A 12770-nucleotide genomic window follows, 5' to 3' on the forward strand; every position below is an offset into this window, starting at 1 on the left:
TCCCGTTCACAAGGAGATTTCCCATGCCCGCCGATCCCGGCATCGTCATCATCGGCGCCGGCCTCGCCGCCGCCCAGGCCGCCCGGGCCCTGCGGCTCGACCACGGCTACGACCGGCCGATCACGCTCGTCGGCGACGAGCACCCCCTGCCCTACCACCGTCCCGCGCTGTCCAAGGGCTACCTGCTGGGCACCACCGAGGCCGCCGAGCTGGACGTCCTGGAGCCGCGCTTCTACGCCGCCCAGGACGTCGCGCTCGCCCTCGGCGCCCCCGCCACCCTGCTCGACCTGGACGGCCGGCGGGTGAAGCTGGGCCGCAACGTGGAGCTGCCGTTCAGCCAGGTGCTGATCGCCACGGGCGCCCGCCCGCGCCGCCTCCGGGTGCCGGGCGCCGACCTCGACGGCGTGCACTACCTGCGTGACCGCCAGGACAGCGAACGCCTCCGCGACGCCCTGCGCGCGGCCTCCGACGTCGTCGTGGTGGGCGCCGGCTGGCTGGGCTGCGAGGTCGCCGCCGCCGCCCGGACGCTCGGCGTCCGCGCGACCGTGGTCGACCCGCTGCCCACGCCGCTCTACCACGTGCTCGGCGACCGGCTCGGCGGCGTCGTCGCCCGGCGGCATCTCGACCACGGCGTCGAGCTGCTGACCGGCGACGGCGTCGAGGCGGTGCTCGGCACGCGCTCGGTCGAGGCCGTGCGCACCGTCGCCGGGCGGCGCGTCCCGGCCGACCTCGTCGTCGTCGCCGTGGGCGCCGTCCCCAACACCGAGCTGGCCGAGGCGGCGGGGCTGCGGGTCGACGGCGGCATCCTCACCGACGGACGTCTGCGCACCTCGCACCCGGCCGCGCTGGCCGCCGGCGACGTGGCCCGCCACCGGCACCCCCGCTACCTGAAACCGGTGCGGATCGAGCACTGGGACAACGCCGTCGTCCACGGGACGGCCGCCGCGGCCACGCTGGTGGGCGAGCCGGCGACCGTCGACCACGTCCCGTACTTCTTCTCCACCCAGTACGGGTCCACCCTCGAATACGTCGGTCTCCCCACCACCTCGGACCGCGTCGTCACCAGAGGCGAGCCCGGCGAGCCCGGGTTCACCGCCTTCTGGCTCGACCGCGGCGTCCCCGTGGCGGCCATGACCATGGACGGCCAGGGCGCCGCCGGTCACCTCCGGGCCCTGGTCGCCGCCGGGCACACCGCCGATCCGCGACGACTCGCCGACCCGGGCGTCCCCGTGGCGGACCTCCTGCCGTACGCCCCCGCCGATGCCTCCTGAACGGCGGCGGCCCGGCCTCAGACGCGGACGACCGCCGTACGGGCATGCCCGCGGCTGCCGCCGACCTCGATCTTGACCGCCCGCTTGGACCGGCGCACGCCCCGGTCGCCCTCCTTGACCGACTTGACCGGCCACGGCAGCTTGATCCGCACCTCGTCGACGGTCCTGGACGGGTCGGAGACGGCCAGCCGTACCCGGTGGCGGTCGCGGCGCAGCAGCACGGCGCACGGCCCGTCGGCGGCGAGCGGCCCGTGCGGCGTCTCGACGCCCCCCGCGCGCCAGAACACGGCGGCGAGCAGGTCGCCCCTGGCCACGGCCTGCACCGTCCTGGAGTTGGCCAGGACCTCGACCCGACGGCGGTAGGCCGCGGTCTGCTCGGCGGTGGCGTCGGGCAGCACGGCGTAGGCGTAGCGGGCCCTGCGCGGATCGACGCCGTGATCGACGACGATGGTCGTGTAGTGCCTGGAGACGGGGGTGCGGTCGCCGCCGGTGGTGGCGCCGGTGTCGATGTCGCGCCAGCGGCCGGTGCGCTTCTCGCGGATCACCTTCGCCTCGGCGCCGTCGAGCAGCGCGTACCCGGCCACTCCGGACAGGTGGACCCAGCCGTCGCCGCGGGTCAGCGGGGGATGGGCGCCGTGGGTGTTGCGGTTCTCCACGACGGTCTCGACGCGGCGGCCGTCGGAGGCGGTGATGCCCGAGCCGAGGGCGATCACCCCGTCGTCGAGCAGGAACCACGCCTTCCTGGCCCGCAGCGAGGAGCCGTCGGCGATCAGCCTCATGGCCGCCACGCCGTACTCGCCGTCGAGCGCCACGCCGCCCGCCCACGGGGTGGGCGGCAGGCGGCGCGCGCCGTGCGGGAGGTCGGCGCGCCTGCGGGTGTCGACCGTGGTGCCCGGCAGCCGGTACGGGTCGATCGTCGGCCACAGGTCGTCGTTCCAGTGGGTGAGGTCGGCCGTGTAGAGGTACGTCATGCCGTCGCCGGTGTACCAGCCGTGCAGGTTCTCCTGGTTCATGCCCTCGGCCGCGCCGATGCGCTCCGAGCTCATCGCGATCGCGTACGCCCAGGTGGGGCGCCGGTGCACGACCCGGTCCATGTCGGCGAAGACGAAGGTGCCGGTCGTGCGGGGGCCGACCGGGACCGACGCGTCCGCCAGCAGGGCCTCGGCCCGCGCGACGCTCGCCAGCGGGGCGACCGTGGCGTACGGGACGGCCTGGTTGCGGGTGAGCCAGCCCTTCACCAGCGGACGCCAGCGCCGCGCGTGGCGTTCGGGCGCCGTCTCCAGCAGCGTCAGGATGGCCTCGACCGCCTTCTGTCCCGAGTGGTGGTCGCGATGGCCCTGCACCGAGATCTGCCGGCCGCGCACGCAGTCCATCATCAGCCCGTCGAAGATGAACGGCGTGAACGAGCGGTCCACGATGTCGTAGACCTTGCCGATGCCGTCGATCTCCCACGGCGACCTGGCGAGCATGGCGATCAGCTTGGCCACGCTCTCCAGGTAGTCCACGCCGTAGCTGCCGTTGTAGGGGTACACGTCGTGCTGGATGAACGACCCGTCCCGGTAGAAGCCGTCGCCCGGCCCCCCGGTGCGGCGCAGCAGGTCGGAGACGGCGTTCCCGGCCCGCTTGATCAGGCGGGCGTCGTGGGTGAGCAGCCCGCGCATCGCCACCGCCATGGCCTTGCTCGCCCGGTTGGCGCCGGTCTCGACCACGCCGGGGTGGCTGACGCGCCGCTCGGGGTCGGGGCACCAGTGGCGCAGCGGGCGCAGCCAGCGGTGCAGGCTCTTCCTGGGCAGGCCGTCGTAGAGCAGGGCGCAGGTGTCGGTCAGCGCCCGGGGGACGCCGATCTCCCACCAGTACCAGTTGCTGCCCCGGCGGTCGAGGCCCTCGCGGTAGGCGTGCTCGTACAGGAAGTCCAGCGCGTCGGCCGCGGTCTCGGCGACCCGCTGGTCCCGGTGCATGTCGGTGCCCGGCGTGGCCCAGCCGAGCGCCAGCGTGCGCATGCGGTTGTAGGCGCGGTTGAAGTTGCCCGTACGGGGGTCGTCGAGCGGCAGGTCGGGCCACAGGCTCGGACGGCCGGGGGTGGGGTTCATCTTGCGCAGCACCGCGTTGGCCGAGCCCTCGACCGCCCGCGTCTTCTCCAGGTAGGCGGGGTCGTACGTCGCACCGGCCAGCAGGCTCACCCATCGCTCCCGGGCCGCGTCGAACGCGGCGGCGCCGGCCGCCTCGGCCGGCCTTTCCCACAGGGCGATTCCGGCCACGGCCGCGGCCCCCAGCAGAGCGGACCGGCGGCTGAGGGGGTGGATCATGGAAGCCTTTCGATGATCGGCCAACTACCAGATGAAATGATCCTATGTCGGAGAGAAGTGCGATCATTTCGCCTTCGCCATGGGTTACCCGGCATAGAGCGTATTGAACTGTTCGCTCCGGCGATCGATCATCGAGGTCAGTAGCGCTTCCTCGTGTCAGAGAGGATCTCCATGATTCGCCGCGCATCGCTGGCCGTCCTGCTCGCCCTCGGCACCCTCACCATCCTCGGCTCGCCCGCCCACGCCCGCGCCTGCCAGATCGACTACCACTGCGAGACGTACTACTACAGCGACTCCTCCCGCACCACGCTGGTCGGCGTCAAGTACGAGAACTGCGTGGGCGACGAGACGTGGGTGGGCACCCGCGGCTCGTACCCGGAGTTCTACGAGACCCCCTGCTAGCGGGACCGGCGAAGGGGGACGACGCGCCGCCGGTCGCGCGTTCCCCGGCGGGCCCGGCTGCTCCGGCGGGGTGTTCCGCAGGCACACCCCGCCGCTGCGCCCGATTGCCCGGCACCGACCGCCCTCACACGGTGATCACGATCTTCCCGAACGCCCGGCCCGACGCGTAGTGGCGGTAGGCGTCGGGAGCCTGGTCGAAGGGGAAGACGCGGTCGATGACCGGGCGCAGCCGGTGGGCCTCGACGAGCCGGTTCATGGCCAGGAACTGCGCCCGGCTGCCGACGGCGATGCCCCGCAGCGTGGCCCCCGCGTTGAAGACCGCCCGCGGGTCGAGGGGCGGCGGGTCGCCGACGACGAACCCGACGCTGGCGACCTGCCCCGCGATCGAGGCCGCCGTGAGCGACAGCCCCAGGTCGCCGGCGACGTCGACGATGTACTCCGCGCCCTGCCCGGAGGTCAGCTCGCGGACGCGGGCGGGCCAGTCGGGGATGGCCCGGTAGTCGACGACGTCGTCGGCGCCCAGCTCGTACAGGCGTTCGGCCTTGGCCGGGCTGCTGGTCGTGGCGATCACGCGGGCGCCCAGCGCCTTGGCGAACTGCAGCGCGAACAGCGACACCCCGCCGGTGCCCTGGGTGACGACGGTCTGGCCGGGCAGCGGGCCGGTGCCGTCGCCGGTCAGGGCGTTCCAGGCGGTGACCGCGGCGCAGGGGAGAGTCGCGGCCTCCTCGTAGGACAGGTGGGCCGGGATCGGCACGAGCGCGTGCTCGTCGAGCAGCGCGTACTCGGTGAGCATGCCGTCCAGCGAGCCGCCGAGCTGCGGCAGGTGCCGGAGGGCGAACGGGCCGTCCTGCCAGCTCGGGAACAGGGTGGCGGTGACCCGGTCGCCGACGGCGACGGACTCGACGCCGGGGCCGGTCGCGACGACCTCGCCGGCGCCGTCGGAGACCGGCACCACGTCCGGCTTGACGGGGAGCACGTAGTCGCCGCGCAGGATCATCAGCTCGCGGAAGCTGAGGGAGGTGGCGCGCACCGCGACCACCACCTGCCCGGGGCCGGGGGAGGGGACGGGGTGTTCCTTGATCGACAGGCCGTCGACGCCGGCTCCGCTGTCGACGTGGTAGCTGCGCATGACGTCCATCAGGCGCTGGCCAGGGGGACTTCGCCGGCGGTCTTGCTGAAGCCGAGGGCCTCGACGATCCGCCCGTGGCGGATGCGCATGAGGTTCACGCCGCTGACCCAGTCGGAGGGGCCGGTGCCGTAGCGGTAGTGCCAGTGGATGGTGGCCCGGTCGTCGGCGATGATCACCTCCTGCGGCTCGAACCTGCTGGTGAGGTCGTCCACGAGCGCGCCCCACCACTCAAGGCACGCCTCGCGGCCGGTGACGCGTTCGCCGGTGGGGGCCGGCTGGACGGACTCCATCACGCAGTCCTCGGCGACCAGGTCGTCGAGCAGGCCGCGGTCACGCTCGACGAAGGCGCGGTTGAAGCGCTCGATGACGTCGGCGGTGGAAGGGAAGGACATGGTTCCTCCAAGTGGAAGCCGGTAGATCGATCGGTCTATCTATGTATATCGACCGGTTGATCTACTCGTCAACCCGTGGCAACCTGGGTTCCATGACAGTTCGTACGGGACCCGGCCCCCGGGAGCGCCTGCTGGAGGCCGCCGACCGCCTGATCTACAGCCACGGCGTGAACATCGGGGTCGACGCCCTGCTCAAGGCGGCCAACGTCGCCCGCCGGTCGTTGTACGAGCACTTCGGCGGCAAGGACGGCCTGATCGTCGAGGTGCTCCGGTCAGCCGCCGCCGCCGACGCCGCCGACTACCGCCACACCATGGACGCCGCCGGCCGCGACCCGCGCGAGCGCCTGCTGGCCGTCTTCGACCGGCTCGGCGAGATCGTCGGCATGCCCGGGTTCCACGGCTGCCGCTACCTGGCCGCCGACCTCGGCCTGGCCGACCCCGCGCACCCCGCGCACGAGGTCACCCGCGACTACCGGCGGCAGGTGCACGAGCTGCTGGCGCGCGAGCTGACCGCGCTCGGCCACCCGCGCCCCGACCACGGCGCCGACCAGCTCCTCATCCTCATCGACGGCCTCCTCGCCGTCGGCGCGACCCGCCCCGGCACCTCCCCGGCCGCCGCCGCCCGCGAACTCGCCGAACACGTCATCACCCCCTGACGAACTCCGAGCGGGCACGGAGACCGGCTACCGGGCCGCCACGGTCAGGGTGGTGCACGGGGTGGCGGCCTCGGAGCCGGGCGGCCGCCGCCGGGCCGGTGGGCACCACGGCCTCCCGGTAGATCAGGTCCTGCCGTTCCTCCAGCCCCGGGCGGCCGTCCTGGCCGGTCAGCCGGGTGCGTAAGACGACCACGACCAGCCGGCCCGACCGTCCGGACTTCTCGGTGACCGACTCCACCGTGCTCTCCCGGCGTACGGTCTCGCCGACCCGCAGCGGCCCGTGGAACACGACCTCGCCCCCGGCGAACGTGCGTCGCGGCAGGTCGACGGGCGGCAGGAACGAGCCGCGCACCGGATGCCCGTCGCCCCCGATCACGGACGAGACGGGCCACCGCGCCAACGCCGCCCAATGCCACAACGGCGGCAACTCCGCCCCCGGCCCGGGGACGGGCACACCGTCGTCGAACAGGGCCGCGAGCGCGGCGACCGGCGACGGATCGACCAGCTCGTCACTGACGACAGTGGACGGCTCCCACCCTCGGATGCCCTCACCCGCGACCATCATCCGCCCACGGTACGCCGCACCTGCCGGGATCGCCCTACTTCACGCCCCGCCGATAGGTGTAGACAACGAGCCCGTCGTGAACCTTGCCCACCTTGTCGTACAGCGCGCGGGTGTCCGGTCGTCGTCGAGCAGGCGTCGCCAGGTTCGTTCGTAGGCGTCGTCGCCGCGTTCGACCTCGAAGTACGCGTCTTTGCCGCGGGCCAGCGCCTCCCAGGAGGCGCGGTCGGACCCGGTCAGGAAGTCGATCTCCACCATGACGCCCAGCCTGCCCCAAGGCCGGTGCGCGTGGAGCTCGGGTTCTGTCGGGAAGGCGGGCTTACCGGATAGTCTTCGGCGTTGGCGGCGCCGTCCGTTCGGCGCTCTTCGCTGGGGGTCGGTGTGTGCTGCGTGCATACCGACCCTGAGCGGCCACCCCGGGGGGAAGGGGCGATCGTCAGCGGGCGGCGATGATGCCGTTGGGCAGCAGGACGCCGAGGGTGGTCGTGTCGTTGACGAGGTTGAGCATGTCCAGCAGTGGCTGCACCAGCGCGCCGACGGGCCCGCCGGCCGCCAGCGAGTCGGCGGAGGCCGGAGTGGTGAGGGCGGTGGTCAGCAGCGCGCCACCGGCGAGGGTGCAGGCGATACGGCCCATGAGCTTCATGGACACCTCCGTGAGAGTTACTGAAAGTGACTGACTGGCACCCTACGTGATCGAGGGGTCGAAGTTCGGTAAGGCGCACGGTCAGGCGGGCTGGACGGGAAGCATGACCTCCACCGTGGTGCCCCCGCCCGGCGCGCCGGTGACCAGGCAGATCCCGCCCAGCTCGGCCGTGCGCTCGCGCATCGAGGTCAGGCCGACGCCCGAGCGGTGCTCCGGCGGCAGGCCGGCGCCGTCGTCGGCGACCAGCAGGCGCAGCGCCCCGGGCTCGCGGCGCAGCTCGACCCGGACGCTGGTGGCCCGCGCGTGCCGCCGCACGTTCGTCAGCGCCTCCTGCGTGATCCGGTAGACGGCCACCTCGACGGCGGCGGGCAGGCCGGTCAGGTCACCCTCGGTGATCACCTGCGCGGCGGGACCGTCCGGCCCGGCCAGTGCCCGTACGGCGGCGGCCAGGCCCAGGTCGTCCAGGGCGGGCGGGCGCAGGCCGTAGACGAGCTGCCGCAGGTCGCCCGTGACGGCGTCCATGCCGGTACGCAGCTCGCGCAGCAGCCCGTCGGCCGCCTCCGGGGAGGTCTTCAGGCTCAGACGGGCCATGTTGACGGTCATGGCCAGCCCGCTGAGGGTCTGGCCGAGGCCGTCGTGCAGGTCGCGGCGCAGCCGCCGGCGCTCCTCCTCGCGGGCGGCCAGCATGCGTTCGCGGGAACGTTGCAGGTCGGCGGCCAGCCGGACGGCGTGGGCCACGTCGGCCGCGTACGGGACCAGCGTGTCCAGCACCCGCTCGTCGTGCGCGGCGGGGAAGCGGCGCGCGGCGGGCGGGCCGACGAGGAGCCGCCCCACCCACTCGCCGTGCCAGATCAGGGGCACCTCGCGCGGGGAGTCGCCGAGCTGCCCGCTGTCTATGCTCGCCCTGCCGGCCGGGTGGCCGGGCTCGCCGCCGGTCACCTCGATCGCGGCGCCCTGCACCGCCAGGCCCTCGCGCAGCACGCCGAGCACCGCCGCCAGCGCCTGCGCCGGATCGCCCCGGCGCACCTCCTGGGCCAGCCGCTCGGCCAGCACGCGCGGATCGCCCACCGGCCCGTAGAGCAGGCGGTCGACCACGCGTTGCAGCGCCCGCCGCAACGGCTGGAAGAACGCGCCCGTGAGCAGCGCGGAGGCGAGCCCGGCGACCTGGTGGTACCCCGACACCATCAGGCTCGACAGCGTGGCCACCCCGAAGTAGACCCCGCCGATCACGGCCAGCAGCCCGGCGGCGACGAACGCCCGGCTGATGACGGTGTCGATGCCGTAGAGCCGGTAGCGGGTCACCGAGATCACCATCGACACGGGGATGACCGTCGCCCACGCGATCGACAGCCACTCCAGCCCGGGCACGACGATGGCGACGAGCATGAAGACGATGTACCCGGCGAAGGAGAACAGCGGCCAGCCGATCTGCCGCCGTACCGTCGGGTCGGCCCGGCGGAAGCGCAGCAACATCGACCAGGCCGCCAGCGGCAGCGTCGAGAGGATTCCGGTCCAGGCCACCACCGTGACCACCGGCCAGATCGGCGCCAGCTCCGGGACCTGCAACGGGTTCGGGATGACCGCGGGCAGCGGGTAGCCCTCGGCCGGCGGGTCGGGGCGTACGAACATGTGGGCCAGCTCCACCGCGGTCGACACCGCGCCGAGCAGCACCACCAGGCGCCAGCGCCGCGACGGCAGCCTGCTGTCGGGGGAGTACAGCGGCAGCAACATCTCCAGCAGCAGCCCGGACACCGCCCAGCCGACATGGGCCGGTAATCGTACCCATCCCGCCAGCGCGAGCTCCCCGCCCGCCGCGGCGGCCAGCATCGCCGACTGGCAGAACGTGTTGACCGCGCCGCCCAGACCGCCCGCGCACATCAGCCACGCCAGCCTGAGCCGCGGCCGGTGCATGATGAGGAACGCGCTGAACGCCGGGAACGTGACCCCCGCCGCCGCCAGCGGCGTGAAGATCTGCGGCAGCCGCCACTCGGACGGAAGCGCCGCGTACATGAGGATCGCGGCGAGCACGAGCACCGGCGAGACCACGGCCATGACGACGGCGACCACCCGGGCTGCCCACGCCATCAGTCCCCGCCTTCCGGCTGCCGTCCCGCCCGACCCTAGCGTGCCTGCGGAACGGTCCGCCACGCGCGCCGGTGCAGGACCGCGCGGGTCAGCGCAGCGACCGCAGCAGGGCGTCCCGGTCGAGGACGTCGATCGGCCACGTACGGGAGCGCAGGGTGCCCCGATCGCGGTAGGCGCGCATGATCGCGACGTGCTCGCGCAGCCGGACGAACCCGCGCAGATCCTCCTCGGTCCGCCACACCGACAACGAGCCGACCCGGCGGCCGGCGAGGTCCACCCAGAGCCACATGCCCACCGCGCCCGGCAGCTCGGGCCAATGGCGGCTCAGGGACCGGCCGCGCCGGGCGATGCCGGGCAGGTCGAGGAGCCGTCGCATGCGGAAGTCCGTCAGGGCGGCCACCATCGGCCCCCGGCTGTGGCTCTCGGGGCCGGGGATCCAGCGTGACGTCAGCATGCGGCGTCCGGTCCGGCGGCGATCTCGGATGTCATGCCGCCAAACTATATTAACGACCGATCGGTTGTATATCTGGGGAGTGGTCAGGCGTCACCGGGCGCGAGGGCGTCGGCGAGCGCGCGCCAGTGGGGCATCGCCGTGCGGCCGGGCTCGATGCCGATCACCTGCACGGCGACATGGTCGGCCCCCGCCTCCACGTGGCCGCGGAGCTTGCCGACGACGGTGTCCAGGTCGCCCCAGAAGACGAAGTCGTCGACCAGGCGGTCGCTGCCGCCGCCGGCGAGCTCGTCCTCGGCGTACCCGAGCCGCTGGAACTTCGCCACGTTGTACGGCGTGCTGAGGTAGGGATGCAGGTGCTCGCGGGCCGCGGCGCGGGCCTTGGCGGGGTCGGTCTCGAACAGCACCGGGTGCTCGACGGCCAGGAACGCGTCAGGGCCGAGCAGGTCCCGCGACTCGGCGGTGTGCGCGACGTTGACGTGGTAGGTCTGGGCGCCCGCCGCGCGGTCGCGGGCCAGTTCGAGCATCTTGGGCCCGTACGCGGCCAGGATGCGGCGTACGCCCGCCTTCGGGACCGGGTTGACGGTCTCCAGCTCGTCCATCTCGTCCAGGTAGGTGCGCATGGCCTTCAGCGGGGTCGTCCCCGGACGCGGCTCGCCGCCGAAGCCCAGGCCCAGAAGATGCCGGTCGGGGTAGGCGTCGGCGAGCAGCAGGGCGGCGCCGTACGTCCACCTGGCCTCACGGGCCCAGATCTGGGCGATGCCGTTCACGATGTGCAGGCGCCGCGTGCTCGCCAGGAGGAACCCGGCGTGCGTGAGCGCCTCGCGCCCGAGGAGTTCCGGCATCCAGAACGCCCGCCACCCCTGCTCCTCCAGCTCCTGGATCGACTCGCGCATCCGCGCGGCCGGCTGGTGCTCGAAGTCGAACGTGTAGATCCCGAACGTGCCGAGATCCAGGCCGTCGATGGCGCTCATGGGACATACCCCTCAATCATCTGCCGATCACTTCAAGGATAGACATATCGCAAAATGTCGATATGACACAAGCCGGAGGCGCTTCGAGGGGTGGCGCGGGTCTCTACAGCGTGTGCCCGAGCGTGGCGACGAGCTGGGCGATGCGCTGCTCGTCGCGCTTGTAGTGCGTCCACTTGCCCACGCGGGTGGCGCGTACGAGCCCGGCGCGCTGCAACTCGCTCATGTACGCCGACACCGTCGACTGGGCCAGCCCCACCTTGGCCTGGATGTGGGTCACGCACACCCCGACCTCCACCGGGTCGGCGATCGCCCCCTCCAGGGAGAAGTGGCGCTCCGGCTCCCGCAACCACGACAGCAGGTGCAGCCGGGTCGGGTTCGCCAGGGCCCGCAACGCGTCCGACAGCTCGGAATCGGTCATGAGTGCAGCTTCCGCCATGGAGGCGATCCTAGGCACTCATCGACGTATCGGGGTAATCCGATGCGTACCCGGCCGAGGGCAACGGACGGCAACGCCACAGAAGATCTTCCGCACCCGGAGTAATCCATCCAGTCAAGACGATTGCCTTGAATAAGGCGATCGCCTTATATTCCGAAGTGTCGGGCTATCAAGCTGGAGGACGCATGACCGCTGACGCGATCCCCGATTTCCCCTTCGACCGCCCCATGGCGCTGGAACCGCCCCCGCAGCTCACCGACCTGCGGGACAAATGCCCCGTGGCCCACGTACGCCTGCCCAGCGGCGACGTCGCGGCGCTCGTGACCAGGTACGACGACGCCAGAGCCGTGCTGGCCGACCCCCGCTTCAGCCGCAACCTCGCCCGCGAGGGCGCCGCCCGGCTGTCCACCACCGAGGACGGCGGCCTGTTCAACCGGCGCAAGGACGGCGCCGGCGACATCGGCGAGGGCGAGGGCCACATGCGGTGGCGGCGGCTGCTGAGCCGCTGGTTCACGGCACGGAAGATGGAGGTGTGGCGCCCCCGGGTCCAGGCCATGGCCGACGACCTGCTCGACTCCATGCTGGCCAAGGGCTCCCCGGGCAACCTGTCGTCCGGCCTGGCCCTGCCCCTGCCGGTACGGGTCATCTGCGCGCTGGTCGGCGCGCCGAGCTCGGACCAGGACAAGTTCGCCCACTGGTCGAGCACGATGCTGACCCTGACGCGCAACACCCAGGAGGAGGTCGACGCGGCCTACCGGGACTTCAACGCGTACGTGTCGGACCTGGTCGACCGCAACCGCGCGAACCCCGGCGACGACCTGCTCAGCGAGCTGACCCAGATCACCGACGCCGAGGACGGCAGGCTCAGTCAGGACGAGCTCGTCGCCACCGTGCGCGGGCTGCTGCTGGCCGGCCACGAGACCACGTCCAACATGATCGCCATCATGACGGCGATGCTGCTCTCCGACCGGCGGCGCTACGAGGCCGTGATCGACGACCCCGACCTGATCCCGGGCACCGTGGAGGAGGTCCTGCGGCTGGACAGCACGTTGTCGGCCATCGGCGGCGTGCCCCGGTTCATCACCGAGGACGTCGAGCTGAGCGAGGTCGCCGTGCCCGCCGGCAGCACGGTGATCCCGCACATCCCGGCGGCCAACCGCGACCCGGCCAAGTTCGCCGACCCCGACCGGTTCGACCCGCGCCGGGAGAACAGCAGCCAGCACCTCACCTTCGGCGCCGGACGCCACTACTGCCTCGGCCAGCCGCTGGCCAGGCTGGAGCTTCAGGTCGTCCTGGACCTGCTGACGCGACGGCTGCCCGACCTGCGGCTCCGCGACAACCCGGACGAGCTGCGGCTGCGTACGGGCGGCCTGTCCGGCGGCCTCCAGGACGTGTGGGTCACCTGGTGACCCGCTGACCTCCACCGGCGACATGGGATAACGTTCGGGGACGGTGGTGGAAAC

14 protein-coding genes are annotated in these 12770 nt (G+C 72.7%); 4 read left to right on the plus strand and 10 right to left on the minus strand.

All coding sequences use genetic code 11. The features are described 5' to 3' along the window. Positions 1 to 23 precede the first annotated feature (23 nt). Positions 24 to 1271 (plus strand): FAD-dependent oxidoreductase, encoded by a 1248-nt coding sequence (locus ABZ815_RS43420; protein ID WP_357707404.1) that lies wholly within the window; start codon positions 24 to 26, stop codon positions 1269 to 1271. A gap of 17 nt (positions 1272 to 1288) precedes the next feature. On the opposite strand, the gene ABZ815_RS43425 is transcribed toward ABZ815_RS43420, so the two are convergent. Beyond that, positions 1289 to 3577, minus strand: a complete 2289-nt coding sequence (locus ABZ815_RS43425) for a polysaccharide lyase 8 family protein (protein ID WP_357707406.1) — start codon at positions 3575 to 3577, stop codon at positions 1289 to 1291. Between the two features lie 171 nt (positions 3578 to 3748). On the opposite strand from ABZ815_RS43425, the gene ABZ815_RS43430 reads away from it, so the two are divergent. Continuing rightward, positions 3749 to 3979: a DUF6289 family protein gene (locus tag ABZ815_RS43430; RefSeq protein WP_357707407.1), complete on the plus strand. Its 231-nt coding sequence runs from the start codon at positions 3749 to 3751 to the stop codon at positions 3977 to 3979. Between the two features lie 124 nt (positions 3980 to 4103). Here ABZ815_RS43430 and ABZ815_RS43435 read toward each other — a convergent pair whose 3' ends face one another. After that, complete coding sequence (locus ABZ815_RS43435) at positions 4104 to 5108, minus strand: NAD(P)-dependent alcohol dehydrogenase (protein WP_357707410.1); 1005 nt, start codon at positions 5106 to 5108, stop codon at positions 4104 to 4106. An 8-nt stretch (positions 5109 to 5116) separates the two neighbouring features. Continuing rightward, positions 5117 to 5500 (minus strand): nuclear transport factor 2 family protein, encoded by a 384-nt coding sequence (locus ABZ815_RS43440; protein ID WP_357707411.1) that lies wholly within the window; start codon positions 5498 to 5500, stop codon positions 5117 to 5119. 92 nt (positions 5501 to 5592) lie between these two features. Here ABZ815_RS43440 and ABZ815_RS43445 point away from each other — a divergent pair, with 92 nt between their 5' ends. Further along, positions 5593 to 6156 carry a TetR/AcrR family transcriptional regulator gene (locus ABZ815_RS43445; RefSeq protein WP_357707414.1) on the plus strand — a complete coding sequence of 188 codons (564 nt, stop codon included), beginning with the start codon at positions 5593 to 5595 and terminating at the stop codon, positions 6154 to 6156. On the opposite strand, the gene ABZ815_RS43450 is transcribed toward ABZ815_RS43445, so the two are convergent. The 7 genes from ABZ815_RS43450 to ABZ815_RS43480 all read right to left on the minus strand — a co-directional run bounded on the left by ABZ815_RS43450 (position 6146) and on the right by ABZ815_RS43480 (position 11289). Beyond that, positions 6146 to 6721 (minus strand): MaoC family dehydratase N-terminal domain-containing protein, encoded by a 576-nt coding sequence (locus tag ABZ815_RS43450; protein ID WP_357707415.1) that lies wholly within the window; start codon positions 6719 to 6721, stop codon positions 6146 to 6148. The two genes, ABZ815_RS43445 and ABZ815_RS43450, sit on opposite strands and share 11 nt — an antisense overlap. A 39-nt stretch (positions 6722 to 6760) precedes the next feature. Continuing rightward, positions 6761 to 6976, minus strand: a complete 216-nt coding sequence (locus ABZ815_RS43455; RefSeq protein WP_357707416.1) for a hypothetical protein — start codon at positions 6974 to 6976, stop codon at positions 6761 to 6763. Positions 6977 to 7154: 178 nt separating this feature from the next. Next, positions 7155 to 7361, minus strand: a complete 207-nt coding sequence (locus ABZ815_RS43460) for a hypothetical protein (RefSeq protein WP_357707417.1) — start codon at positions 7359 to 7361, stop codon at positions 7155 to 7157. Positions 7362 to 7442: 81 nt separating this feature from the next. Further along, positions 7443 to 9446, minus strand: a complete 2004-nt coding sequence (locus ABZ815_RS43465; protein WP_357707418.1) for a sensor histidine kinase — start codon at positions 9444 to 9446, stop codon at positions 7443 to 7445. Positions 9447 to 9534: 88 nt separating this feature from the next. Next, entirely contained in the window at positions 9535 to 9900 is a 366-nt protein-coding gene (locus tag ABZ815_RS43470) for a hypothetical protein (RefSeq protein WP_357707420.1), read from the minus strand. An 83-nt stretch (positions 9901 to 9983) separates the two neighbouring features. Beyond that, the gene (locus ABZ815_RS43475) at positions 9984 to 10871 is read right to left on the minus strand and encodes a TIGR03620 family F420-dependent LLM class oxidoreductase (RefSeq protein WP_357707422.1); all 888 of its coding nucleotides are present in this window, start codon (positions 10869 to 10871) and stop codon (positions 9984 to 9986) included. A gap of 103 nt (positions 10872 to 10974) precedes the next feature. Continuing rightward, positions 10975 to 11289 carry a metalloregulator ArsR/SmtB family transcription factor gene (locus ABZ815_RS43480; RefSeq protein WP_357707424.1) on the minus strand — a complete coding sequence of 105 codons (315 nt, stop codon included), beginning with the start codon at positions 11287 to 11289 and terminating at the stop codon, positions 10975 to 10977. Between the two features lie 203 nt (positions 11290 to 11492). Between ABZ815_RS43480 and ABZ815_RS43485 the strand changes: the two genes are divergently transcribed. After that, complete coding sequence (locus ABZ815_RS43485) at positions 11493 to 12716, plus strand: cytochrome P450 (protein ID WP_357707426.1); 1224 nt, start codon at positions 11493 to 11495, stop codon at positions 12714 to 12716. Positions 12717 to 12770: the final 54 nt, after the last annotated feature.

Source organism: Nonomuraea sp. NPDC047529 (assembly GCF_040642995.1).
In the GTDB taxonomy this organism is placed as follows: domain Bacteria; phylum Actinomycetota; class Actinomycetes; order Streptosporangiales; family Streptosporangiaceae; genus Nonomuraea.